Genomic DNA, 25,764 nt, shown 5'->3' on the forward strand with positions numbered 1-25,764 from the left:
CGATGGACGGTTGGGACAACTACTTCGTGGCGCAGGCTGGAGCCGCGGCGGCATTCGCCGGACTGGTATTGGTCAGCGTTTCGATCAATCTCGACAAGATCATCAAGGGTCCGGGTTTGGTCGGACGATCGGCCGAACCGCTGATCGTCTTGTTCACCCTGTTCGTCACCGCCAGCTTCATGCTGATTCCCGAGCAAGTGCTTTGGGTCTATGGAATCGAGGTGCTGGCAACTGCGATCGTGTTCAGCGCCACCATTGGCCACGTTCTCTGGCGCCAACACAAGATCCTGTTTGCGCCAGACAACCCATTTCCTCCACCCCCGCATTCGTTCCAATTGCGGCTGGCGCTCTGTCTGGCCACCGCAATATTGCTGATGGTGGCGGGAGTGCTGCTCACCCTCGATCACGAGCGCGGAGCGTTCGCGCTCGTGCCCGCGATGGTTGTCGGGTTCCTACTGGCGTTCATGGACGCCTGGGTCTTGTTGATCGAAGTAGACCGATAGGCAGACTCGCGCCTCGGGTGGCCTTGCCTCGCTGCAGTTCCGCGTCAATAGCACGCGTCTCCTCACCGATAGCAACGTGAGCCGATCAGGCAGTGGCGCTCGCCGCCGCAATCGGGCTTTGCTGCGCAGGATTCACCAGGAATCGGCCAAGAAAGAGAAACGCCCTCGGCTCTTTCAAAGCCGAGGGCGCCCCGTTTTGCGGGTGGAGAAGACTAGCTCACAGGCATCGCCCAGATCGGCCAGAGATCTCCGGTACAGCCTGAGTCCGGCTGCTTGAACGGAGTGTCGATGAACGCCCGCGCCACATCCTTTGCGCACTGCGACTGGGCAATGACCCCATGCCCGCTCGCCGGGAACTGCACATAGAAGCTGCTGGACAGATTCACGAACGCCGATCGGTTCCAGGAGACGGGCGTCTGAAAGTCGTAGTTCCCGGCCATGATGAGTGTCGGGATGTCGCTCACGACCGGCTCCGACTCGATATCGTTGGCCCGTCCAGATGGCCAGAATTCACATGTCGCAAACTGCTCGGCCATGAAGCTGATGGCGCCAAACGCGAGCTCGGGGATCTCCAGCGATTCGGCATTGGCGATCACGTTGCTGAAATCTTCGAAGGGCGCCTCTTCGTTGCATTCGACCGAATTGAACATCGGCTCATTCAGCCCAATGGTGTAGATATCGATCAGGTCGACCGTCCCGGCCATGATCGTGAAGACGCGCGCAACCGCTGCGTCGCTCATTGCAGCAAGCTCGGCCAGCAACGCCTCGCGATTCGCGGTTTGCGTTTCGCTGGCGAATCCCTTCTCGATGAACGTCTGCAAGCTCTCGCGGGTGCGCGGCACCTTGTCCAACCAGGTGAGCAGGGTGAGCACCGTGTCGCTGTCACTGGGCGAAAGTTGGCTCGCACGCGACTGGATGCTGGCGATGAACGCCTCTGCCTGGGCGTTGGCATCGATATCGACCGCCGCTGGCAACGCCGGAGCGACCTCGGCCATGGGAGCCTCATCACTCTCTTCGGCGGCCACCTCCGAATCGGCCGATTCGGATTGCGGACCCACGATCGAACCGGACACGATGGCGTTGTACGTCGTTGTAATTCCCTGTTCGAGTTCGGCAATCATCAGCGGAATGTAGGCAGCCGACTCGGTATACGAACTGATGCCCGTGACCACATTCACCAGATCGAGCGAGGTCACGGTAGTGCCGTCGTTCCCCTGGATGGACGCCACTTCGGCGGACCGCAGCAGCGTCTTGAAACGCTCCTTCAGGTTCGGATAGGCGTTGTCGCACACCGGGTCGACCTTGCAATCCGCGAAGAGCTGCATCACCACTTCATGCGCTTCGGTCACGAACCGCTCGAACCCGGGAATCTCCGGCGGGAACGACGAATCGAGCACCACCGAACGGATACCGGCGTCCGCATGGTCACGCATCAGCACCAACGCAAGCCGCGTTCCGTAGGAGATGCCGAACAGGTTGTAGGTCGGATAGCCCAACGCATCCATCAAGGCCACGGCATCATTTGCGCTGGCGACGCTGTTGTATTGCCGAAGGTCGACGCCACTGGCCGTCAGCTCGTGCACGCAGCGACGCGTATCGGCGCCAACCGAGAGGCGCGCATCCTGCATCAGTTGCGCCTCGTCGAACTCTGGAGAAAGATCCGACTCGGTCGTGCCACCCCCGCTGAAGAGGGAATCGTCGAACAGCTCTTCGACGGTAAAGAAGCTGCAAACCAACGGAGACGAGAACTGCGTGCCGCGCTGATCGAAGAGAATGATGTCCCGATCCTGGCGCATCTCATCGAAGATCTCATTGGCATATGCATCCAGCCCGCTCAGCGCACTGCCACCGGGACCGCCCTCCAGATACAAAATCGGGTCTTCCTTGGGCGTCGGGCTGGTGCTCTTGAGAATCACGTAGGTAATGCTGATCTGCCGACCCTCTGGCTGGGACCAGTTTTCCGGCACCTGCAAGGTTCCGCATTCGACATCGCCGAGTTCCGGTGTGACCAGTTGCATGTCGAAGAGCATCAGTTGCCCACAATCGATGACCGTGCGGGCTGCGGTCTGCGTTGTGTTTCCCTGAAGATTGGGAGCAATGGCGCTCTGGGTTACGGCGCCAAGCAGCGTGCTGACGCCCATGATGAACGCCATCACCAGCTCGAGGATTCGCTCTGTAAATGGATTTGTCATGTCCCTGCTTCCTTATATAAGGGTTTGTGAATCTTAATCCTGCTACCATGGAGATGGGAAGCGTGCCGCCCACCGCGCAAGGAATTCTAGGGTATAGCGGCGTCAGGTCACATTCCGAACGCCGTTCCAGGAAAGCAAGGTTTGGGATGCCGCCAGATCAGATCGATCGGGCGAGCGCAAACGGAGGCAGAACTCGATGACCATCGTCCTGCAGTCCATCGACGCGCTTGTTCGCGGAGCATGCCGCAACGCTCCGGTGCCGCGCCTCTATGAGCTTGCCCTCGCGGCTGGCGACGCCCAATTGGCGCAGGGCGGGTCGCTGGTGGTCTCGACAGGCACGCATACCGGCCGGTCTCCCAAAGATCGATTCATCGTCGATCAACCCGCAACATCACAAACCGTCGACTGGAACGAGATCAATCAGCCGATCGAGCAAGGCGACGCCGACCGATTGCGGGACGCCGTGATCGCCTATCTCGGCGAACGGAACTGCTTCGTGCAGGATCTCGATGCGGGAGCCGACCCTCTGCATCGTCTACCGATCCGCATCGTCACCCCGTCCGCATGGCATGCGCTCTTCGCGGAGACAATGTTCGTCCGTCCGTCCAGTGCCGAGCGCGCGCAGCAGGAACCGGCGTTCACCGTCTTGCACGCGCCCGATTTCGAGCCGGATCCAGCGGAGTTTGGACTGCGCACGAGCACATTCATTGTGGTCGATATCTCCGCCGGGACGATCCTGATCGGCGGCACGCAGTATGCCGGGGAGATCAAGAAATCGATCTTCTCCGTCATGAACTTTCTCCTGCCCGAACGTGGCGTCCTCCCGATGCATTGCTCCTGCAATGCCGGAGCAGACGGGGATGTCGCTCTCTTCTTCGGACTCTCCGGCACGGGCAAGACCACGCTCTCGGCCGATCCAAATCGCATTCTGATCGGCGACGACGAACATGGCTGGAGCGACAGCGGAGTGTTCAACTTCGAGGGTGGATGCTACGCCAAGGTAATCTCCCTCAGCGCCGAAGCCGAGCCGGAGATTTACGCGACCACGCACATGTTCGGCACCATCCTGGAAAATGTAGTGCTCGACCCCGATACGCGTGTGATCGACTTCGACGACGATCGGTACACCCAGAACACGCGCGCGGCCTATCCGCTCTCCTCGATCCCCAATGCGTCCACAACCGGAGTGGCCGGGGAGCCATCGAATGTGATCATGTTGACGGCCGATGCGTTTGGCGTCCTCCCACCGGTCGCCAGACTCACGACCGACCAGGCCCTCTACTACTTCCTCTCCGGCTACACGTCGAAGATCGCCGGCACCGAGATTGGCATCGACGAGCCAGTTGCCACCTTCAGCGCTGGGTTCGGCGCGCCATTCCTGCCTCGGCGGCCAGCCGACTACGCCACGTTGCTGGCAGAGCGGCTCGATTCGAGCGGCGCGCAAGCGTGGCTGGTCAACACCGGTTGGACCGGCGGACCATACGGCGTTGGCCAACGCATGCCGATCGAGGCAACCCGTTCCATCATCACAGCAATTCTGGACGGATCGCTACAATCAGCTGAGTGGGTGACTGGCGAAGCGATCGGCCTGTCGGTGCCGGTGCATTGCCCGGGTGTGCCAGACGGCCTGCTCCGCCCGCGTGACAGTTGGATCGATTCCGCCGCATACGATGCTACTGCCGAGAAGTTGGCAGGCATGTTTGCCGCGAACTTCGCCCAGTTCCTGCCCTACGTCAGCGAGGCAGTCGCCATGGCAGGACCCGCACGGAATCGATAGCCTCTTTCCGAGATCGCCTCTACCGGGGGCTCGAAACGGTCGCGGCATGTCAAGGCCCGGTCCGCAAGCGAACCGGGCTTCGCGATCTCACCATGCTACGAATATTAGCTGATCGCGTCGTTCGAAACGTGGAAGTTCACGTTGCCCGCGACGAGCATCAGGACACTGCGATGCCTTGCTCCGCGGCCACGCGCCGCAAGTAGATCGGACGATAGCGATCGTAGAGCGCGATGATGATGGACACCAGGAAGAGGAAGAAGATCGTCGTTCCCACATGGAGATGACCGTCGCTTCGCCGCAGGACGAAGTCGTAGACCAGCACGATCGCGACGTTCGCCAGCGCCACGCCGAGAAACTCCTTCATCGCGGTGTCGAACGACATTCCCTGCCGGCCAAGCCATTCAGTGATGAGCGTATTGAGAATCACCACGATCACCACGCCAATCGCCAACCGACCATTTGAAATCTCGATTCCCGGCAGGACACTGGCAAAGATGCCAAGAATCAGACCGAGCAGCACGATCTTCTCGATCAGACCGTTGTTGAAGAACTTCTCGACCTGGTTTTCCTGATAACCGATATTGCTCGACTGCACCCGGTAGGCCGGATCGGTGTTCAGATGCGCATCGGCATCGAAGGTCCATCCCCAGTCGGGCTTGGGCAACTTGTGCATGAAGATCCAGCGCAGCAGGAAAACCAGTCCGATCAGCACCGCGATGAGCCCGATGAAGAACGGGATGTTGTCGGAAATGATCGTCCCCCAGGAGGTATCCACCGACACCCCGAAGATGTCCTCCCGAATGAAGTCGGTCACGTCCATTTGGGCAATGTGGATCCAGTACTCCTGCGGGAGCTTGATAAAGATCCAGATGAACGCCGCGGCGTAGATGACGTGCCGCTTGGAAAGCCGTCGTGGATTCCATCGGGTGCGCACGCCTTCGATGAAATCGAAGAAGTATTCGAAGGTGTTGGGGAAGATGAAGAGCAACGCCCGGATATGGAACGTCTCGAACAGCACCACCCCGACCAGACGGTAGTACCAAAGGAACCGCCCAACCCCGAATGCATGCAAATTGGTCCAGTTGCGCATGGTGGCGATATAGGCAATCGCCAGGTAGTAGATATCGAGCGCCTTGTCATAGCCCTGATACCAGTCGAGATTGAGGTTGGTGTAGTTCTGGAAGATGGTCTGATCGGCGGCGTCGATGATCATCGCCGCCAGGATGGCCGGCAGCGGGAACCGCGGAATCGCCAGCGGGACGAAGAGCCGCAGCGCCAGCACGATGCCAAAGACAACCAGATCCTGCGTATGCTCGGTCACGCGCCCCTCGCTTCGCCTGCGCCAACACTCTTCCAACGTTCGATTCGCACACGTTCTCGTCGCGCAGCATAGCACGCTGTACGGACAGGGCGAATGCGCCAAAAGTGGAAGTTCCGCCCGAAGCTAGAGCGAAACGAGACCTGCCATGAACGCGCCAAAGGCAAAGATGAGCATGAGTATGGCGAACATGGTGAACGACCCGCGCGACTGCATCGCGCGCGGGGTCTTGGTGATATAGCGCTGGCGCAAGAGCGACAAGGCGAAAACAAGCGCGCCGCCGCTGATGCCGAACCAGAGAACCGATTGCGCGTCCATGTTAGGGCCGCTGGAGGTGATCGACACTCATGCCGCAATGGTACCAACCCAATCCAGCCCCGGCATGCGGCACAATTGCGCCGATGGATGGAGTATGCCGGTGAGCAACGACCAGCAATGGGAATCCGACGATCGGCGACGCGGTGTGCCCCCGCCGCCCGGACGTCCCATCCCGTTGCCTACCGCGCCACCCGCGCCACGCTACTCGCTCGGCGATCTGGAGCGAGAAACAAAGATCAGTGCCCGCACGATTCGCTACTACATCTCCGAAGGACTGCTTCCCCCTGCATATGGTCGTGGGCCAACGGCAACCTACGATCTGGGGCACCTGCTGCGGCTTCGGCTGATCGCATCGCTGAAAGACAACCGGCTTGGATTGAGTGAGATTCGCGAGCGGCTCAACGGTCTGAGCGACGACGACATCGCTGCGATCCTCAACGTGCAAACTGAACCAGTACAGGAATTCTGGCGCCGTATCGAGTTGCATCCCGATATCGAACTGCACGTGCGGCAACGCACCCGCACCGACCCGGCTATGGACGAAGCGGTCGAGCTGATCGTCGGACTCAGCCGGCCGGTGATCGAGCGGCTGGAAGGGCGCCGGGGATGACGGTCGAGAAGTCTCAGGATGAGCTCTGGATTCCAGACAACGAGGACGGCAGCGGGTGGGCAGCGGTCGATTGGACCAGCGTGGCGCGCGGTCGCAGATACTTCTACCGCCATGCCGAGCCAGATGCGGAAGCACGAAAACTGCGCCCTCCCTGGTATTGCGTGGTGACCCGGCTGGACACGCCGCTCGTGCATGCCCCCCACGAGAACAGCTACTACGTGACTGCCGAAGAGCTCTCCGACTTCCTCGCGGAAATCATCCTGGCAGGCGGAAACGAGGTGCTCTGGCGCATCGAGCCAATCGCCGCGCCGCCGGCCGAGTCGGGAGCGTTGCGTTGAGACGCGTCTATCGCCCCCGGTAGGCCGCTTGTTCGAGCTTGCGGATGACGCGCTTGGCCGAGGGCACGCCGCACGCGAGGATCTCGGCCCGGGTTTCTTCCAGAGGATAGGGAACGGACTGAAGCTCGGCCGTCCAGCGTCGATCGGTTTCGTCCCAGGTGGCGATTCCCCATTTGCTGCTGAGGTCGTGATTCTTCGAATTGCCCACAGCGGACACATCCATCAACAGAAACCGGCCGACCTGCCGGATGTAGCAGATGTGAATGTGGCCAAAGGCGATCATGGACGCTTCAGTCCAACCGATCAGGCGAAGCAATTCGACATCCGGCAAGAGGGGATCGAGCGCATCGGTAAGATTCTGAGGGTTGGCATGCACGATCAGCAGATCGTCGTGCGGACCCGTGCTCCCAGGTGGTGAAACACGAACCTCGAACGGGAGCGCATTCAGCCAGGACAGCCCCTCGTCACCCAGGAGCGGCGCCGCATAGCGAACCTCCGGATCGTCGCTGCCAAAACGTGCCCCTTGCACCAGAGCCACGTCGGTATTGCCCTTGACGACGACCAGATTCCGCTCCCGTGCAATCCGCACCACCGCATCGGGCCGTGGCCCAATAACACAGAGATCGCCGGCCACCGCAATCAGGTCGAACGGGCCATTCCGGTCGATATCCTCCAGCACCGCCTGGAATGCCAGATCGAACCCGTGAATGTCGGACATGATCGCAACGCGCATGAACCGCTACCCGTGAGCAACACAAAGGCGGACCGGACGAGACCGTCCTGCCCGCCTTCGATTCCAACCTGGAACGACCGCTACGCCGGCGGCGGAAAAACGCGGTTCCATTCGTGGAACGTGACCGACTCCACGATACCGCCGGTCAGGTTGTACGGGTCCTGCGCGAACTGGGCCTCGGCCGCTTCCCTGCTCTCGCTCTCATAGATGATGAGCGCGCCGGAATCATCGGTGAACGGACCGGATTCCAACAGCTTGCCGGCATCATAGAGCGACTTCAAGTACTCTCGGTGCACCGGCCGGGTCGCCAGCCGCCGCTCGGTGTCATCGGTGAATCGAACATACAGCGCATAAATCGCCATTGCGGTCTCCCTCCCTTGGCGGAACGACGCCAGATTCTGGATTGGTAGTGTATCTTGCAGCGGAGCCCGTCCGCGCCCGCGCGCATACGACCGTTGCCATCGATCGAGGCCGACCGCTGCATGTCTGAACCAAAACCGACCGTCCGCAGCACCACCGGGGAAAGCTCCGTTGGCGAGCGAGTGGTGCCGCTGCGGCGGCAATATCTGGACATCAAGCAGCGTTACCCAAACGTCATCCTCTTCTTCCGCCTGGGAGACTTCTACGAGACGTTCGAAAACGACGCGGTCATCGCGGCGGGGGTGCTCGACATCGTGCTCACCAGCCGGGAGATGGGCAAGGGCCAACGCGTGCCGATGGCCGGCATCCCATTTCATGCGGCCGAGGGGTACATCGGGAAGCTCATCGCGGCTGGGCACAAAGTAGCCGTCTGCGAGCAGATCGGCGATGCGAGCACCTCCAGGGGATTGGTCGAACGAGACGTCACCCGGGTCGTCACGCCTGGCACCGTGACCGAAGCGTCGATGCTGGACGCCCGCCAGAACAACTTCATCGCCGCGACGGTCGTCGACGGCAACCGGGCAGGAGTTGCGGCTGCCGACATCACCACCGGGGAGTTTCTGGCGACCGAACTGACCGCGGATTCCGCTGAGGACATTCTGCTGGCTGTTGGTCGTGAGCTCGCGCGAATTGGCGTAGTCGAGCTCGTCCATCCCGACCGCTTCGTCGACGATTGCCCGATCCCCGGCCAGGTGTGGCTGCCAGACGGTCTCACGCTCAGCCCGACCGATGACTGGCATTGGAAGATCGACCGCGCTGAGGAAACCCTGACCCGGCATTTCGATGTCGGTTCGTTGGACGGGTTCGGCCTGAGCGGGTTGCCACTCGCCACCCGAGCAGCGGGTGGCTTGCTGCGCTACCTGAGTGACACACAACGATCGCAACTCGCGCAAATTCAGACTCTGGCGACCTATCGGGTCGACGGCTTCATGCCCCTGGACGACCAAACGCGACGCAATCTCGAACTGACCGAGAGCGGACGAGGTGAGCGGCGGCACAGTCTGCTCGCGGTGCTGGACCAGACGCGCACGGCCATGGGCGCGCGCATGCTGCGGCGCTGGCTGAGTCAGCCATTGCTCGACCTGACCGCCATCGAAGCGCGGCTGGACGGAGTCGAGCGATTCACCACCGACGGACTGGCGAGAGGCGAGCTCCGACAGACGTTGCGGTCGATGGGCGATATCGAACGCTTGGTCAACCGGGCACTCGCCGGCAACATCGGCCCACGGGAACTGGCGACATTGCGCGCATCGCTGCTGCTGATTCCAGACCTGAACGCGATCGCCGGCCAGACGCCCGGCGTGGCCGCGCTGCCAGATGTGAGCGATGTGGCAGCCATGCTCGACCGCGCCATCACCGACGAACCACCGGCGGTGCTCGGTCGCGGTGAATCGATCCGGCCCGGGTTCTCGCCGGAGCTGGACGGCCACCGCGTTCGCGCGCGCGAGGCGCGCGAATGGATTGCTGGGCTGGAACGCACCGAGCGCGAACGAACCGGCATCCGTACCCTCAAGACCGGGTACAACAAGGTCTTTGGCTACTATCTGGAGATCACCACAGCAGCATTGGCCACCGCCGAACGCGACCGGGCGGCCACGGGACAGGACGGTCCGGCGTTGCCAGCCGACTACATCCCGAAGCAATCCCTGGCGAATGCAACCAGATACTTCACTCCCCAGTTAAAGGAATACGAAACCGTCGTCCTCACGGCAGAAGAAACGCTGGCGAGCATCGAAGCCGATGCCTACCGGCGCGTGATCTCCGAAGTGGCGGGCGCAAGCGGACGCCTGCTGGACGCGGCCCGCATCATCGGCCAGCTCGATGTGCTCAGTACGATGGCGGAGGTGGCGATCGATCGGGACTATGTTCGACCGTCGCTGAACGAGGGTTCCCGCATCACGATCGAGCGGGGCCGGCATCCGACCATCGAAGCGCTGCTGGGTCCGGGGGAATTTGTGCCCAACGACGCGCTGCTCGATGCGGAAGCCGATCAAATCATCATCCTGACCGGGCCCAACATGGCCGGCAAGAGCTCGTGGCTGCGGCAAGTGGCGCTGATCGTCCTGATGGCGCAGATCGGCAGTTTCGTCCCGGCGAGACGCGCCGAGATTGGGCTGGTCGACCGGATTTTCACGCGTATCGGCGCGCAGGACGATATCGCCTCTGGCCAAAGCACCTTCATGATCGAAATGCTGGAGACTGCCAACATCCTCAACCATGCCACCCCACGCAGCCTGGTGGTGTTGGACGAGATCGGCCGAGGGACGAGCACCTACGACGGGTTGGCCATTGCGCGAGCGGTTGTCGAGTACATCCACAACGCTCCTAGGCTCGGGTGCAAGACGCTCTTCGCCACCCACTATCACGAATTGACCGAGCTCGCCGATATCCTGCCGCGGGTGCGCACCTACCGGATGGACGTTCTGGAGGAAGGCGACCGAGTGGTCTTTCTGCGGCAAGTGGTGCCGGGCGCGGCCGATCGGAGCTACGGCATCCATGTCGCCGAATTGGCCGGCATCCCGAAAGCCATCGTCCGCCGCGCGACCGAGGTGCTGCTGGAGCTGGAGACTCATGCCGCAGGCTATTCCGAACGTGAGCATCGGCGGTCAGCCGTCCGCCGTTCGGCCCCCGATCCCACGACGACCGTGCAACTCACCATGTTCGGCGAGGAGAATCCCGCGCTCATCGAACTCAAGTCGCTCGATGTCGAATCCCTCACTCCCATCGAGGCGTTGACGCGGTTGTATGAACTGCAGAAGATGGCGAAGTCCAAAGGAGCAGAGCCAGGTCGGTAAGTGCCTTCATCGCTTCTACGGATACAGTATGCTGTCGCAACCGAAGCAATTCGTGCGACCAGACTGACGTTGCTGAGAGTTGCTCCGCATGCTGTTGTTCTACCAACTTACACACACAAGAGAATTTCCGCGCTCAACTAAATGCACTTCCACCCGATTCGCAGAAACTCGTTCTCCGAGAAGGCCCACATCCTTGCTTACGACCCGCGACCCGACGGACACCATAGAGAAAAAACTCAAGAATAACCTCTATCGTCTCCGCGCCGGGAACTATCGCATCTACTATTCGATGGTCGACGATGCAGTCGATATTCTCGGGGTTGGTCCAAGAAAGGATGTCTATCGGAAAACCGATCGACTCGGAAAGCCCCAGGCAACACCTATTCGCGGTGGAGTGTCACTCGAGGAATTGGCCGCATTCGATGACGACGAGGACGAAGGAGTCGCCTCGGCGTTCGAATCACCTGTCAGTTTCTCGCACCAGATTGGCACAAGTCACCTGAACCAAGAGAAAGAGTTACTCCCGCGCGAACTCGACGAATCTTTGCTTGAAGCTCTCAGAGTCCCATCAGGATACTGGAGCATACTTTGTGCATGCAAAACCGTTGATCAGTTGCTTGACTCTCAAGTGCCCGGGGATGTCCTAGATCCGGATCACATCTGCGATCACCGAGTCAGATCTCGATTCCCTGCTGACCCAGCTCCGAAGTATCTCGTCGACTCTGTCGCCGATCTTCTCTATAGTGATGACTTTGATCAAATCGGGATGTTGCTCCAATTGGATCCCGAGCAGCAGAAATATGTGAACTGGGCAATCTCTGGAAATGGCCCAGTTCTCCTCAGGTAGTCCTGGCACAGGCAGAGGCATCGTTGGTGTCCACCCGTGCTGCTAAGCTGATCGAGCAACTGCTCAAGGCCGGTGTCTCCCAACCTCGCATTCTCTACACAACGTATACCAAGTCATTGGCGGAATCGTCTCGTCAGTTGGTCAACCGACTCGCAACAACAAATGCATCGTGCATCGACGTTCGGCATCTGGATGCTCTCCATATCGAGATCCTCAACGCGAACAATGCGAAATGGCCCATCATCGATGATGGACAACGGCGAGCGTTTCTCAGGAAGGCGCTAGATCGTCTCGGAAAGGATCACCATGGGTCCGCCCGGCGCGACGAAATCGGACGCCTCTCGACAGACTACCTTTCGGACGAGATCGACAGGGTCATTGTCAGCCGCGGGGTCCAAACAGAAGAAGACTATCTTGTCGAACCGCGTGGAGGCCGCCGTGTACGCCTCACAGCAGACCAGCGATCCACGATCTGGCGACTGCATGAGATACGTACCGAACTCCTACGCAACAAGCACATGAGAACATGGGAGCAATCACGCGCTGTAGCACTCGAACTCGTCAAACGAGGAAAAGGGTCCGGCACCTTACGATGCACTGATCCTGGACGAAGCACAGGACCTCGATCCCAACGCAATTCGACTGCTGATCGCTCTGTAAGTCAAGTGATCGAGTGTTCATTACCGCCGACCCCAATCAGTCTATCTACGGAAGCGGATTCCAATGGAACGCTGTCCGGCTCCGGATCTCAGATTTCAGGGCCGCACCTCAGTCATTTCGCCGAAACTATCGTTCCACGTACGAGATAGGTGTGGGGGCAACTTCACGCAAAGGCAGCGAGCTGGATGACGAAGAATCGACGGCTCTCGACTACGTTCACACTGGCCCCAAACCTGTGCTAAAAGGCGTATCGAATCCGCTGAGCGCGGTAGCTGCCATGGTTGACTATATCGACACCGCACGCCGACGCAATCGTCTTGGCTATGGCAGCGTCGCCATTCTGGTTCCTTTAACGATTTTGGCCGGAGTCTGGAGAGGCAGTTGAAAGATCGCGGATACCCGGCGACATTCGTGCGCGGTGAAAATATCGACCTGCAGTCACCAAGTATGAAGATAATGACACTGCATTCTGCAAGGACTCGAATTTCCAGTTGTGGTGCTTGCCGGATTGGATCGACGAATCAGGCACACTAAAGGAACTCGATTCCGCGGATGCTGAAGAACGACTGGAGCGCGAGCAACTCAACCGTCGCCTGCTCTTCGTCGCCATGACACGTGCAATGCGTGAGTTGCTCGTCGTCCTGCCAGATACTACCGATGACCCGCTCTTGAATGATCTTGGAGCTTCAGGCTGGGACGTCGAGCGCTGGCCAGCGCCTTCAGTCGCGTAAGGTCGCGGCGTCCCGCTCAAACCAGGTGCCGAACCTCGACATCGCTCCACACGCGTGCGAGACGTTCGGCGATGAGCCGGCGATGACATCGCTCTGGTGTCGCCTCGCTACAGAGCAAACAGACGGGATCGTCTTCGAATAGCGTCCGATCGAGCACATTGGGTACCTGCCGAGTGTCCATCAACGCCTCAAACTGGTTCACATATGTGCTCCAGCTCTTGGCGCGGGATAGGAATGAAGTATTTCTTCTGTCGGCGCGAGCTCGGGGAGATGAAGATACCTCCTCGATACCAGAGAGTCGATCGAGAAAATAGATAAGATCGGCCTGCTTCAAAACCCTGACAGCTGACCATGCGGATTGAGACGCGTATCGATAAGTCTGGCGAACCCCGTTCTGGTCCAGCAACTCGAAAAACCGCTGGGCGCTCTTCTTGGTGAAACCAATCGTGCAAACGATCATCAGAAAAGTGGCACCTGCTCAAGCGCTGTACCCTGGGAAAAGACCGCTGGTTTCGGCCGCTCCCTTCGACGGATATGTATCACCTCGATTTTACGATCGTTCAATGCAGAAGCGATCAGCCGATGCCGATGACATTCATAGGGGTCTTCCTCGCTGCACATCAATGCGACGTTGTGACTGGTGCTGGAGGCAATGACCTCATCGAGCGCCTGTTGGAACCAATCTCTTTTGCTTGACGGCCCCATAGTCGACAAGTTTCAGAAAATCCGCACGTTCCGCGTGCACCGGGACAACCCCGTCTCGATAGCATGTTGGATCGTCAGGGCGGCCACCCAAGCGTCCGCCCCTCGTACCGATAGACAATGCCGCTGAGGTCAAGGGCATGGATCAGATCCAGCTATTGAACTGGGTTGCAAACCGGCTATAGGCGGTGCGAACATCCACGATCAGATCGATTTGATTCTTCCGAAGTAGGTCGATGAATTCGTCGATCCCCATCGAACTATGGCCGATCGTCCAAATCGGGCGTTGTGTTCGGGTCTCCATGTCTGTAGTCCTTATGCGCTGGTAACGATCTTCATGTCCCATTCCGAATCGCCTTTGAACAGATTATCACCTATGCTGTCGGACGTTCGAAATCACACCACGCGGCGCCGTGCAGGTAGTCTGGAAACGTATAGATACCAGTTACATGAATTACAACACATCGGCTCGAATTCCTGCCCCGAGGTACAAACGGTCGGGCGCGAGTCCGACACGAAGCCATGACTCGAGACTTGCCGCACGAAATATGGACTGCGTGAACGCCTGAGCTCCGCTATTGAACCGTCGAGTGACCGGAGCAGACCATCGACCCAGTAAAGGAAGGAAAGATCGGTAATCCTCGCTTGATTCCAGGTGCTGGAAGAATCGGAAAAATCGACGTAGTACCTGAGCGAGCCATCGGGGTTTGCGGACACTGTCACATTGTGCAGATCGATGCGCAACGTTCCAAGGAAGCGGTGCCACTGAGTGGCTCGACCCGCCCACTGAAACGCATTCCTTCCGATCCTGGTTCCACTTGACCGGTGCACCGAACATCTCGTCGATCGACGGTTGCTCGATCGATTCGAGCAATGCGCGACGCCCGCTTCTTCAAGGATTGATTCGACCCGAACGGGCGCATCGGAGATGTGCCAATCTTCCGTGTGGGTGGACTGGGGAATCGCCTGGAAGGCATCGAATGAGATGATCGAAAATGGTCGCACTGGTCCGCCCTTCGCCGCATACAACCATTGTTCGTCCGATGCAGCGCCCGTTCCCGAGCGCCGGCATCAACTGAGGGCGGATGCAATTATGGGGCGACTCGGCTTCGATCCCCGCGAGGCACACGTCAGGACGAGCCATGCGGGTGGAGATCTGTCACCACAATCCGTTTTGCGCACCAACGTCGTCTCCACCAGCAGCTGACTGAGCGCTGCCCACCCCAAACGGTGCAATTCAGTTGCGTATTCTCTCTTGTGTACTGTTCGCGTTCATTGAATTCTCCTGTCAAACTGGGAGGCTGTTGTCAGGAACGCAATGTTCGAATGTTATCTCAGTTCAAGAGAGAACGGCTGCTGAATCAATAGCCCTGCGTCGAGATCTGGTCCAATTGCGTCTTCAATTGCCGATGTTGCTCGGCCAGCAGGTGATATTTGGTCTTGAGCAGTTCGAGTTCCTTCTCGGTCGCGTTTTCAGCGTCGATCAGATCGTCGTCCGCTTGAGACAACGCGCGGATGATCTCGTCGAGCTTGATCTGCGTGGCGGTGCCGTCACGGTTCTGGGTGTTCTGGATGAGAAAGACCATCAGAAAGGTGATGATGGTCGTTCCCGTATTGATCGCCAGTTGCCAGGTGTTGGAAAAATCAAAGAGCGGACCTGTCACCGCCCAAAGCACGATGATTCCAACCGCCAAAATGAAGGTCACATAGCTACCTGAAAGCCCAGCGACCCGATTGGAAAAACGAGCGAAAAACTGCGCCATGGCAAGGCTCCTCGCAGCTTCGACCCGGCATCGATCGACGCCGAGGGCATGTTCCATCCTGATGATATGCTGGGTTTGTCTCCGTCAGCAGTTTCGTTGTGCGAGATCTCCGATCGGATGATCCGACAAGCGCATCTTCGAGGCAGCGCCAATGCCATCCTCCCAATCCCCTGCCGAAAGCTACGAAGCATTCATGGTCAGGTTCCGGTTTCGTCCATGGGCCGAAGAACTGCTCGACCGGGTCGCGCTGGCGCCCGGGGTGCGGATGCTCGATGCCGCCTGTGGCACCGGTATCGTGGCACGCGTCGCCGCCCAGCGGCTACGCGGCGCCGGAATAATCGATGCCATCGATATGAATCCGGCGATGATCGAGGTTGGTCGACGAGCCGCCGCCGAGGAAGACGTCTCGATCAGGTGGCACGTCGGCAACGTGGAGTCGCTCCCCTTCCCGGATCGGTCGTTCGATCTCATGACCATCCAGCAAGCGCTGCAGTTCTTTCCAGACCAACCGGCCGCCCTACGCGAGTGCCTTCGGGTTCTCGCTCCAGGAGGAACATTGGCGGTGGGCATCTGGTCGGCGCTCGAAAAACAGGGGATCCAGCAAGACTACGCCGAAGCGGTCGAGCGCGTCACCGGCAGCGCTTCGATGCACACGTCCTACGGCACGGTTAGCGAGGAATCGCTGCGGGACCTGTTCATTGGCGCGGGCTTTGTGGGCGTTTCGATCGAGGAAGCTGCCATCGAGCTCGATTATGGCGACCCCGCCACGTTCGTGAATCTCATGGTGGAGGGAACATCCGTGGGCGTTCCTGCCATGCAAGGCCGTTCCGACCAGGAACGGGCCGCCTTGACGGCAGCGGTGGCGGATGACATGCGCTCGGCGATCGCCGCCGCCACTCGTGACGGCCGGCTGCGAACGCACTCCACGGTCTTCATCGCGCTTGGCCATCGACCGAACTGATTCGTGCCATCTTTGGCGCCTGTTCATTGGTGCCCGGGAAGGGACTCGAACCCCCACGACCTTGCGGTCACCAGCTCCTAAGGCTGGCGCGTCTGCCATTTCGCCACCCGGGCAATTCCACAAATTTTAGGCGATGCTCCTCTCCAGAGCGGAAGCTCAAATCGCCGAACCAGCCGCACCGTCGACATGCAAGACGGCGCCTGTAATGCCGCTCGCATCATCGGATGCGAGGAAGAGCACCGCATGCGCCACCTCGCGTACCGTGACCATGCGGCCCAGCGGTTGTTGTTGCCGAACAATGGCATCCAGTTGGTCCTGGCCACCGATTTGATCGGCGAGCGCGAGATTCATCGGGGTATCGACCCACCCGGGGCAGATCGCGTTGCATCGGATACCCCGATGTGCATTGGTGACCGCCAGCGACTTGGTGAGACCGATGACGGCAGCCTTACTGGTGGTGTACGCCTCATGATTCGGTTCGGTCAGGTAGGCCATGACCGAACTGGTGTTGACGATCGAACCCGCTTGCTGTTCGAGCATCGCTGGGAGAACGGCCCGCGCCATCAGGTACATGCCCCGCACATTGACATCGAGCGTTCGATCCCAGACGTCCACATCGAGCGCCAACATGTCACCGGTATCCATGATGCCCGCATTGTTGAAGAGAACATCGATCCGGTGACCATCGCTCGCCGCCAACGAGGCCGCCCGCGCGGCGGTCGATTCCTGAGACACATCCCCGGCGCATACCATCACGTCCTGGGATGCAACTCCGAGCAGCGATTCACGCACCCGGTTCAACCCGTCCGCGTTCTGGTCGACCAGGACCAACCGGGCGCCATGCTCAGCGAAGAGTTGCGCCGCTCCCGCGCCAATGCCCGACGCCGCGCCTGTCACGATTGCTGTCTTCCCGTTGAGCCTCATATCGCTCTTTCCAGCCATTGCTTGCCGGGTCTTGCCTCTCATCGTTGCGAGCCTCATCGACGAAACTCGACGTCAGAACACCTTCATCCTGGATCAATCGATCGAGCGTCTCCTTTCCCTGCGCTCCCCAACCTCACTGATAGTGCGCTTGCATAGCCGCGTGCTCGGGCATCGCGAGAATGGTGCTCACGAGTTCTTCCGCCTGATCGAGTGAGCGGGTCCACGGATCGGTCATGACGAGCTCGACCAGGCGCTCCCGGCTTCCTTCTTCGTAGGCAGCCAGCTCGATCTCGACCGGTGCAACCCGGTCCCGTGTGATCTGTGCAATCACGGCCGGCGGTAACGCGCCGGTCTGAATCCCGCGCACACCCCGCTTGCTGACGTGCAGCGGCACTTCCACTGCGAAATCGTCGGGAATGCCCGGGACGAGTTGACCCGTGTTCAGAATGTTGCCAATCAACACGCGCGGCTGATCGGTGGCGACCGCCTCGATGAATGGAACCATCACCTCACGGGACTTTTCCGGAGGGAACACGTCCATGACCGGGCGGGACGGATCGTTTGCCGCTTGGTCGATCGAACGGATCTTGTTCTGGCTGTGATCCTCGTATCGTTTCCACCACCCAACCGGATCTTCCCGCCAGCGGGCTTCGGTCTCCGCATCGGTGTGATACCACCACGGCCAGGAGCCTCCCCCTGGCGTGCACGTATCCCCGATTGGGAAGACGCCAAAGCGGCGGTAAAGATCGACCGCCTGCGGACCGAGGTCGTCGCTATACGGACATGATGCCCAGAAATTCTCCGCCTCTTCCTCGATCCAGCGATCCAGCAGCGGCCAGACATCTTGACCCCGGTGAAAGATCGACCGCAGCCAGACATTGTGGTTCACCCCTGGAATCTCATAGGTCAGCTCGTCCGCGCTGAGTCCCAATTGCTCGGCCAGTTGATAGACGGCAGCAAACCCATGGCAGACGCCAACCATCTTCACATCGGGGTATTTCCGCCCAAGATAAGTCATCCCAGCCAGGACCGGATTCGCAACCTGCACATACCACGCTGATGGGCAGAGCTCTCGCATGTCTTGGATGACATCCTCGAAGAACCGCATCTGGTAGAAGTTCACCCAGAACGGTTCGTCATGCATGACATGCAAGCTACCGCCGATGCGATACCCCAGACGTTCGGCCTGACGCCAGCCGGCGTACATTCGCTCATGCCCACCGATCAAGGCGGTGTTGACGACGAAATCGGCGTCCCGCAGCGACTCCTGGCGATCGGCAGTCTTCTCAGCCCGGATGTCCGCGCCCGCTTCTTCGATATAGCGCACACACAGCCGATGAATCGCGTCGAGCCGATCAGGATCGATATCCATCAAGCTCACCACACTCCCGCCCAAAGCCGGAGTGAGGCAAAGATCACGCACGAGCCCGAGCGAAAAAACCGCGCTCCCAGCGCCGATGATGCTGATTCTTGCTTCCACTTGCTGTCCTTACGTCGTGCTACTTACTTGATTGCGCCAATGACAAGACCCTGCCGGATGAATCGCTGCAAGAGGATGTACGTGATGACTGGCGGCAACGAGGCCACGAAGAGTCCTGCCAGGAGAAGCGGATAGTCCGTGGAAAGCCGTCCAACCGTGGTGGCCATGCCAACCGTCACGGTCATGTCGGCGGCCGACTGCAAGAAGATCAGGGGTATCAGCAGGTCGTTCCACCAATTCGTGACGTTGAAAATCGAAACCGTGATCAAACCCGGGATACTGAGTGGAACCACGATTCGCCGCAAGAGCTCGAAGTAGCCGGCGCCATCGAGGCGAGCCGACTCGAGAATTTCGTCCGGAATTCCTCGCATCAGCGAGCTCAGGAGAAAGACATTGGCGGGAACCGTCGTCGCCGCCCACAACAGGACTACCGACTTGAGGCTGTCGACCAGGCCAAGCCTGGCCATGATCGAGTAGCTCGGAACGATGTAGGTGATGACCGGGATGATCAGCGTTCCGATAAGCAGCAACCGAATGACCGACCGCAAGGGAAAGTTCAGCTTGGCGATGGCGAAGGACGCCGGTACAGAGACCGCCAACGACAAGAGAAGCGACAACACAATGTAGGTGACCGTATTGACGAACAAGCGCGGGATATCGAAACGAATCCAGAGCGCGCGGTAGTTGTCGAAATACGACCAGTCCGAAGGCAAGGCGAGTGGATCGCGTATGAACTCGCCCGTGGTCTTGAAGCTCGATGTTCCCATATAGAAGATAGGAAAGAGCGCCATCGCGGCGAACACCACGAGGACGACGAATGCGAGGCCGCGCGCGACGTTGATCGATCTCACAGCAGACTGGCGCCCCAAATGCATGTCGCTGGCAAGACCATGCGCTAGTTCTCTCCCAGGCGATCGAAGACCTTGACCTGAATCGATGCGATCACGAAGACGACGCAGAAGAGCAGCACCGACATTGCCGACGCATACCCCATCTGCCCGAATTCGAACGCACGCCGATAGATCATCAAGTCGAGCGGGGTGGTGCCATAACCCGGTCCCCCTTCGGTCACGGTATAGACGAGCGCAAACACCCCGACGAACGCCCAGATAGCGTTGATGATCATGAAATAGGCCACCGTAGGGGTCAGCAGCGGCAAGATGATCTGCCGCAGACGCTGTCCCCAGGACGCCCCATCGAGTTCCGATGCCTCGATGACATCCGCAGGGATCGCGCTGAGACCGGCAAGAAAAATGAGCACTCCTTGTCCAAGCGTCTGCCAGTAGAAGGCGAAAATCAGCACAACGAAGGCGGTGGGGACGGTGCCGAGCCAGTTTCGTGTGAGCGACTCGAGTCCAGCACGCTCGAGCAGGTCATTGACGACCCCGCGTGAGTTGAACATGGTCTGCATGAGCATGCCCACCACGGCCGCCGAAAGGATCGTGGGCAGATAGTAGACGGACCGAAAGAACTTCCATCCGGCAATCTGCTCATAGAGGAGGACAGCGACAACCAGCGAGAGGATCAGGATCCCGGGTATCGACAAGAGAAAAATCAGGTTGTTGCGCAAAGGCTCCCAGAACCCGGGGCCTGTGAGTACATCGGTGTAGTTCTCGAGGCCGACCCAGTTCGCCGTCGACCCATTCCAGTCGGTAAAGCTGTATCGAACGGTTTGGGTAACCGGATACCAAATGACCACAGCAACCAGCAGGATCGCTGGCGCCACCATCAGAATGCCTGCGAGGGCTTCGCGACGTCTGAAAACTCCCCTTGGGCCAAGATATGTTGGCCCAAGGGAAGCATTGCTTACGTCTTCCGCACGACGTGCCTCAGCAGTCTCCGCTGGTGCGTGCATTGGTGTGGCCATGGCGACGGTCACCCGCTCGATCTGTCCCTGGCCTAGCCTTCCAGAAGCTCGTCCCGCTTCGCGTCGATGCGCTCCATGAAGGTTTGCGCGTCGATCTCGCCGGTCCAGGCCAACTGCGACTGCGCTTTGATCTCGGTCGTGAGCTCGGCCGGAAGGATGTTGTCCGGCCAGAAGATCGTGCTTGGTCGAAGCGCCCATTCTTGCTGCTGGACCATCAGCGGATCGTCATAGAGTTCCGTCGCGTCGAAGTCCTTGAGATTGATGAGTTGCCCTTCGCCTGCCCCAGCGCGCGTGACGAGCTCTTCCGGGCTCATCAGGAATCGCACGAAGTCGTACGCTTCCTTCTTGTGCTCGCAGTAGTTCGAAACCAGGAACGCGGCTCCTGGGCCCCCGATACCGCCGCCAGTGATCGGCGCATCCGCGCTGTAGTCGGGCATGCCAATCATGCCGAAGTCCTCACCAAAGAACGCCCGGCCATCGTCGATCGTCCAGGCGCCTCCGGTGGTCATCGCGGCCTGCTCCTCGGCAAACAGCTGGGTTGCCACGTCGCCATCCATTGTTTCCGCACCGGGAATCGTGTAGTCGGCAAGGCGCTGCCAATTGGTAACGATGTCGACCAGCTCCGGATCGCTGAAGTTCCGCACACCAGAGGCAAGTTCATTGATCCCGACTGCTCCACCGACCGTCTGGCCGATCCAGTACAGAAGAATCTGCCAAATGATCGCGTTCTGTTCGAGCGCGAGCGGAGTAATCCCGGTGGCCGCGATCTTGTCGAGGGTGGCGTAGAACTCATCGATGTTGGTCACCCATTGGGTAGCGGGATCGACTCCTGCCTCTTCGAGCAGCGCGCTGTTGTAGAAGATCGCGGTTACGCCGTCCGACCCGGACGGAACCCCATAGAGCTGATCGGCTGGAGCGTTTGGATCGAATGACTCGTTGACTGCCTCCCACCCGGTCAAGAGCGCCCGTTCGTCGTCGGGGAAGTACGAGCCCACAGGTTCGATGAACTCTTTGAGGGCGAGCAAATAGGTCCCCGACCAGAGTCCCATCACACAGGGACCGTTTTTCGCGACACTCGCGGTGCGGAACTTGGTGAAGAGCTCAGGCCCACCCGGGAGATTCTCCATCTTGATCGAAACGTTCGGGTTCGCTTCCTGGAACCGATCGATCGCCTGGTAAATGTAGAAATCTTCCAGTGCCTTCGTTTTGTCGCTGGAATCCTCCACGGGCAGCGTGCTGTTCCAGAAAACGATTTCGATGTCATCCTGCGCGCCGACCGTTGCCTTCGCTGGAAAGAACATGACTCCGGCTGTGGCCGCTCCCGCCTGAATGACCTGCCGTCGAGTGAACTGGGCTCGTCGCATCGAAAACCTCCTGCTCCATTGCACGTGCATCACCGCGACCTGCGGTATGCATGCATACATGTTCTGCGGGTAAGATTCGAGTTCTCTACTGGGTTCACTGAGATGGGAACTATCCTATTGTACGAATCCAGGCATTGTCAACACGTATTGTGGGGGTTTCTCGCGCGATTCCGGCATGTCACATGAATCCAGGGGCGCGCGGCAAGCGAATAGTTGTATGCATGCATTCACGAAATCTTCATGATGTTCATAGCCAACCCCTCAGACTGCAGGACCGTCGTATGCTCAATTCGACTCAACGAGCACCCGAGAAGAGGTGAGCTTTGAAAGATGTCTTCAGCACGGTCAGTATCCAGCGCAGCCCCCGCTATCGGCAGGCGGCATTCACGGCAATAAAAGAGGCGATCCTCGAAGGGCGAATCTCCGCGGGAGAGCCGCTGGTCGAAACGAAGATCGCTGCCGCGCTCGGCATGAGCCGGACGCCGGTGCGCGAAGCGCTCGCGCTGCTGGAATATGAGGGCCTGCTTTGCCAACATTCCGGCCCAGGGCTGATCATCCAGGAATTGAGCCGCGAGGAGTTCATCGACATGTTTGTGGCGAACGAGTTGGTCGAGCCCCAGCTCGTTCGCAGGGCCGCGGTCTATGCAACGTCGACCCACATTGCAGAGATCCAGAACGCGATCGATCTGGGTCGCCGAGCTGTCGACGATCTCGATATCAGGGCGTCACTTCGTTCTGGTCGAGAGGTCCACCGATGGATCGGCATCGCAGCGAACAACCCTCCACTGGCGCAGTTCGTGCTGCAGAATGAAGAAAAGACCGACCTGTACCTGCTCAGCCTCAACAATACGACCCTGCTGACCAAAGACGAGATGGCCATCTCCAATCAGGAGCACCAGGACATCCTCGATGCGATCGAGCGCCGAGATCCCGAAGACGCAAGCCGCCTCGTCATCTATCACGCGCAGTCACTCCGCCGGCGACACCAACGCTTCTTTTCCAGTTCTTCCGACCCCAATGGCCACGATCGCACCTATCGGAATGAGCTGGCCCCGAGCACAATTGCAAAACCCTCGGCGTCCTCGCTTCGCTAGGAACTGTTGATCGCCGCGGTGGCCGATCCAGGAATGCTGACCGCTCTTCATCGCCGCGGAAGGCAAGATCTGCAGTCTGCCAAGAGGTACGATAGCACTCGTACCGGGAAGAGATCTGATCACCTAGAGGGTGTCTGAGAAGCCCTCATTTGGCCAACCGCCGAGTCATGAGCTGGATCATCGCGACCTGAATCCACGCGACCTCCGTATCCGGCAATTGCTCGTAATCCTTGCTCAGCCGCCGGCAGCATCCCAGCCAGGCGAAGTTGCACTCCACCACCCAACGCCGTGGCAGGATCGGCATCCCCGCTGGGAGCGGTGGCGGCTCCTGACCAACGGGCAGAACGCACCAGCGGGGCGGTCGTTTGACCACCGTCAGCGTGAGCCCCAGACGCTGCTGGGCCCAGGGCACCAGCGTGCCCGTATAGCCCGCATCGACCCGAGATGTGCCGCAGCGACGGGAAATGCTCCGGGACGCTGACCAATACCTGCCGTGCACCGTCTCGATCTGATTGATTGGCCGCATGCACCACGGCCGCAAGGAGCAAACCGCCCGTGTCCACCAGCAAAGGACGCTTGCGCCCACTCAGTTTCTTGGCTCTGTCCCAGCCGCGGACCCCCTTTTTCGGTAGTGCGCACTGACTGGCTGTCGAGAATCCCTGCCGTCGGGGCGGTGCTCGCCCGGCACGCACCCGCACCTGCTCCCGCAGGCGGGTATGTGCCCGCTCCCAGGTACCGTCGATACGCCAGAGTCGGAAGTAGTGATAGACCGTCTGCCATGGTAGGTACTCATGCGGCAAGGAACGCCAGGCAATGCCGCCACGCACCACGTACCGGATGGCGTTGACGATCTCTCGGCGATCATGACGGGCGGGACGCCCCCGGTTTTGGCGCGGGAATCAGCGGTTCCAGGACCAACCACTCGGCATCGGTCTCGTCAGAGGGATACGGGATATGGGACATTCAGACGTCGAATTCCCGGTACGATAGCACTCGTACCGGGAAGAGATCTGATCACTTAGTCTTTCTGAGGATGTCCGCTGGACGCTTACCGGAGCTTGGGCGTCAACGCCGCGGCCGGATCGGCCCAGCGGTCGTTTGGAACGATAGAGAACCAGTCGGGACGTCCAGGATCGCGGTCATAGGCGTAACCGCCGAGTTCCCGGTAGAGCTCCTGATACTGGCGCAGCTTGTCCCGGTTCAGTTTCACGCCAAGACCCGGACCGTCCGGCACGCGAATGCAACCGTTTTCATAGCGCATGAGCCCGCCCTCGATCACGTCATCCGTCAGATGGTGATAGTGGGCATCGGCCGAGAACGCCAGATTCGGCGTCACAGCACCGAGGTGGAGCATCGTCGCCAACTGAATGCCGAGTTCGCCGGACGAGTGAACGGCAATGCCGTACTGGAACGTTTCGCAAACCCCCGCCGCCTTGATGCACGGGCGGATCCCGCCCCAAAAGGTCGTATCGAGCAAGATGACGTCGATCGCCGGATCGAGAATATTCGCGGCGAGCTGCTCGAAATTGACCACCACGGTGTTGGTCGCCAATGGGATGCGCACCATGCTGCGGACACGGCGCATGCCATTGATGCCCCAGGTGGGATCCTCCAGGAAGTCGTTGCGCAAGTCCTCGATGGCATGCCCAAATCGAATCGCCTCCTCCACCGAGAGCGCCGCGTTGGGATCGTAGCGATACGAGTCGGCGGGAAGCGCCTCGGCCAGCGCTCGATAGCAGGTGAGCTCATAGTCGGGCGGGTAGACGCCGCCCTTGAGCTTGTGTGAGCGGAAACCATTGGCTGTTTTGAGCGCCAGGGCATGCTCCACCAGTTGCTCGGGCGTGCGCACCTCTCCCTCGCCGGTATCGGGATTGGGATAGCGAAAAAAGAGATAGCTCGCGAACTCGACCTCGTCGCGCACCTTTCCGCCAAGCAGGTCATACACCGGCACGCCGAGCTTCTGGCCGATGAGATCGAGACAAGCGAACTCGATCGCGGCGTGCAGTTGGGTGCGGTTGTTGTAGAGGCTGGCCGTGGGATTGCAGATCTTGAAGCGGAGTTCTTCCAACCGGAACGGGTCGTGCCCCTTCAGGTACGACAGCAGTCCGCGGAACGCTGCTTCAGCGCTCTCCCCGCCCCCACCCATTTCGCCCAGGCCGATCAGGCCGTCGTCGGTTTCGACCTCGACGATCGTTCGCACGAATCGCCCCCAGTGGGCGCCAGTGGCATGCTGCAACGGCGCCTCCAGCGGCACCGTAACCGTGGTTGCGCGAATATCGACGATCTTCACGAGCGTCCCTCTCCCTCCGGAAAACGCTGCGGCGGAACGGCGTGGATTCGGCCGAGAGCGCGGTGCGATCGAACCGA

General features: G+C 59.8%; 21 protein-coding genes, 1 tRNA gene and 1 pseudogene. 8 read left to right on the forward strand and 15 right to left on the reverse strand.

The window, feature by feature from the left end; translation table 11 throughout:
* The first annotated feature begins 2 nt into the window (after nt 1-2).
* Nucleotides 3-503, forward strand: a complete 501-nt coding sequence (locus tag R2855_12025; protein MEZ4531735.1) for a hypothetical protein — start codon at nt 3-5, stop codon at nt 501-503.
* Nucleotides 504-715: 212 nt separating this feature from the next.
* Here the strand turns inward: R2855_12025 and R2855_12030 are convergent, their stop codons facing one another.
* Nucleotides 716-2,695 (reverse strand): alpha/beta hydrolase, encoded by a 1,980-nt coding sequence (locus tag R2855_12030; protein MEZ4531736.1) that lies wholly within the window; start codon nt 2,693-2,695, stop codon nt 716-718.
* A gap of 196 nt (nt 2,696-2,891) precedes the next feature.
* Between R2855_12030 and pckA the strand changes: the two genes are divergently transcribed.
* Nucleotides 2,892-4,472, forward strand: a complete 1,581-nt coding sequence (pckA, locus tag R2855_12035; protein ID MEZ4531737.1) for a phosphoenolpyruvate carboxykinase (ATP) — start codon at nt 2,892-2,894, stop codon at nt 4,470-4,472.
* Nucleotides 4,473-4,629: 157 nt separating this feature from the next.
* On the opposite strand, the gene R2855_12040 is transcribed toward pckA, so the two are convergent.
* Together R2855_12040 and R2855_12045 are read right to left on the reverse strand one after the other, a co-directional pair.
* Nucleotides 4,630-5,793: a hypothetical protein gene (locus R2855_12040; protein MEZ4531738.1), complete on the reverse strand. Its 1,164-nt coding sequence runs from the start codon at nt 5,791-5,793 to the stop codon at nt 4,630-4,632.
* A gap of 123 nt (nt 5,794-5,916) precedes the next feature.
* A complete protein-coding gene (locus tag R2855_12045; GenBank protein MEZ4531739.1) occupies nt 5,917-6,135 on the reverse strand; it encodes a hypothetical protein in 219 nt (72 codons plus the stop codon).
* Nucleotides 6,136-6,208: 73 nt separating this feature from the next.
* Between R2855_12045 and R2855_12050 the strand changes: the two genes are divergently transcribed.
* Together R2855_12050 and R2855_12055 are read left to right on the forward strand one after the other, a co-directional pair.
* Nucleotides 6,209-6,718, forward strand: coding sequence for a MerR family transcriptional regulator (locus R2855_12050; protein MEZ4531740.1), 510 nt, complete (start codon nt 6,209-6,211; stop codon nt 6,716-6,718).
* Nucleotides 6,715-7,056: a hypothetical protein gene (locus R2855_12055; GenBank protein MEZ4531741.1), complete on the forward strand. Its 342-nt coding sequence runs from the start codon at nt 6,715-6,717 to the stop codon at nt 7,054-7,056. The genes R2855_12050 and R2855_12055 overlap by 4 nt, the downstream gene beginning before the upstream one ends.
* Before the next feature lie 7 nt (nt 7,057-7,063).
* On the opposite strand, the gene R2855_12060 is transcribed toward R2855_12055, so the two are convergent.
* Nucleotides 7,064-7,789 carry a metallophosphoesterase family protein gene (locus tag R2855_12060; GenBank protein ID MEZ4531742.1) on the reverse strand — a complete coding sequence of 242 codons (726 nt, stop codon included), beginning with the start codon at nt 7,787-7,789 and terminating at the stop codon, nt 7,064-7,066.
* Nucleotides 7,790-7,869: 80 nt separating this feature from the next.
* Complete coding sequence (locus R2855_12065) at nt 7,870-8,151, reverse strand: YciI family protein (GenBank protein ID MEZ4531743.1); 282 nt, start codon at nt 8,149-8,151, stop codon at nt 7,870-7,872.
* Between the two features lie 120 nt (nt 8,152-8,271).
* Here R2855_12065 and mutS point away from each other — a divergent pair, with 120 nt between their 5' ends.
* On the forward strand, nt 8,272-11,004 hold the full coding sequence (gene mutS, locus R2855_12070) for a DNA mismatch repair protein MutS (GenBank protein MEZ4531744.1): 2,733 nt from the start codon (nt 8,272-8,274) through the stop codon (nt 11,002-11,004).
* Between the two features lie 193 nt (nt 11,005-11,197).
* Nucleotides 11,198-11,851 carry a hypothetical protein gene (locus R2855_12075; GenBank protein ID MEZ4531745.1) on the forward strand — a complete coding sequence of 218 codons (654 nt, stop codon included), beginning with the start codon at nt 11,198-11,200 and terminating at the stop codon, nt 11,849-11,851.
* A gap of 2,238 nt (nt 11,852-14,089) precedes the next feature.
* On the opposite strand, the gene R2855_12080 is transcribed toward R2855_12075, so the two are convergent.
* Both R2855_12080 and R2855_12085 read right to left on the reverse strand, forming a co-directional pair.
* Nucleotides 14,090-14,248 (reverse strand): hypothetical protein, encoded by a 159-nt coding sequence (locus R2855_12080; GenBank protein ID MEZ4531746.1) that lies wholly within the window; start codon nt 14,246-14,248, stop codon nt 14,090-14,092.
* 1,057 nt (nt 14,249-15,305) lie between these two features.
* On the reverse strand, nt 15,306-15,707 hold the full coding sequence (locus R2855_12085; protein ID MEZ4531747.1) for a low affinity iron permease family protein: 402 nt from the start codon (nt 15,705-15,707) through the stop codon (nt 15,306-15,308).
* Between the two features lie 193 nt (nt 15,708-15,900).
* On the opposite strand from R2855_12085, the gene R2855_12090 reads away from it, so the two are divergent.
* Nucleotides 15,901-16,668: a class I SAM-dependent methyltransferase gene (locus R2855_12090; protein MEZ4531748.1), complete on the forward strand. Its 768-nt coding sequence runs from the start codon at nt 15,901-15,903 to the stop codon at nt 16,666-16,668.
* A gap of 27 nt (nt 16,669-16,695) precedes the next feature.
* Here R2855_12090 and R2855_12095 read toward each other — a convergent pair.
* From R2855_12095 to R2855_12120, 6 genes are all read right to left on the reverse strand, one after another.
* A tRNA-Leu gene (locus tag R2855_12095) sits at nt 16,696-16,781 on the reverse strand.
* A 43-nt stretch (nt 16,782-16,824) separates the two neighbouring features.
* Nucleotides 16,825-17,592, reverse strand: a complete 768-nt coding sequence (locus tag R2855_12100; GenBank protein MEZ4531749.1) for an SDR family oxidoreductase — start codon at nt 17,590-17,592, stop codon at nt 16,825-16,827.
* Between the two features lie 133 nt (nt 17,593-17,725).
* Entirely contained in the window at nt 17,726-19,072 is a 1,347-nt protein-coding gene (locus tag R2855_12105; protein ID MEZ4531750.1) for a hypothetical protein, read from the reverse strand.
* 23 nt (nt 19,073-19,095) lie between these two features.
* Nucleotides 19,096-19,923: a carbohydrate ABC transporter permease gene (locus R2855_12110; protein MEZ4531751.1), complete on the reverse strand. Its 828-nt coding sequence runs from the start codon at nt 19,921-19,923 to the stop codon at nt 19,096-19,098.
* 44 nt (nt 19,924-19,967) lie between these two features.
* Nucleotides 19,968-20,801 (reverse strand): sugar ABC transporter permease, encoded by an 834-nt coding sequence (locus R2855_12115; protein MEZ4531752.1) that lies wholly within the window; start codon nt 20,799-20,801, stop codon nt 19,968-19,970.
* A 170-nt stretch (nt 20,802-20,971) separates the two neighbouring features.
* Nucleotides 20,972-22,303 carry an extracellular solute-binding protein gene (locus tag R2855_12120; protein ID MEZ4531753.1) on the reverse strand — a complete coding sequence of 444 codons (1,332 nt, stop codon included), beginning with the start codon at nt 22,301-22,303 and terminating at the stop codon, nt 20,972-20,974.
* Nucleotides 22,304-22,626: 323 nt separating this feature from the next.
* On the opposite strand from R2855_12120, the gene R2855_12125 reads away from it, so the two are divergent.
* A complete protein-coding gene (locus R2855_12125; GenBank protein MEZ4531754.1) occupies nt 22,627-23,397 on the forward strand; it encodes a GntR family transcriptional regulator in 771 nt (256 codons plus the stop codon).
* Nucleotides 23,398-23,542: 145 nt separating this feature from the next.
* On the opposite strand, the pseudogene R2855_12130 reads toward R2855_12125, so the two are convergent.
* Nucleotides 23,543-24,360 (reverse strand): annotated as a pseudogene (locus R2855_12130) (IS5 family transposase).
* Nucleotides 24,361-24,445: 85 nt separating this feature from the next.
* Entirely contained in the window at nt 24,446-25,687 is a 1,242-nt protein-coding gene (locus tag R2855_12135) for an enolase C-terminal domain-like protein (GenBank protein ID MEZ4531755.1), read from the reverse strand.
* Nucleotides 25,688-25,764: the final 77 nt, after the last annotated feature.

The sequence above is a fragment of the Thermomicrobiales bacterium genome (assembly GCA_041390825.1).
In the GTDB taxonomy this organism is placed as follows: Bacteria; Chloroflexota; Chloroflexia; order Thermomicrobiales; family UBA6265; genus JAMLHN01.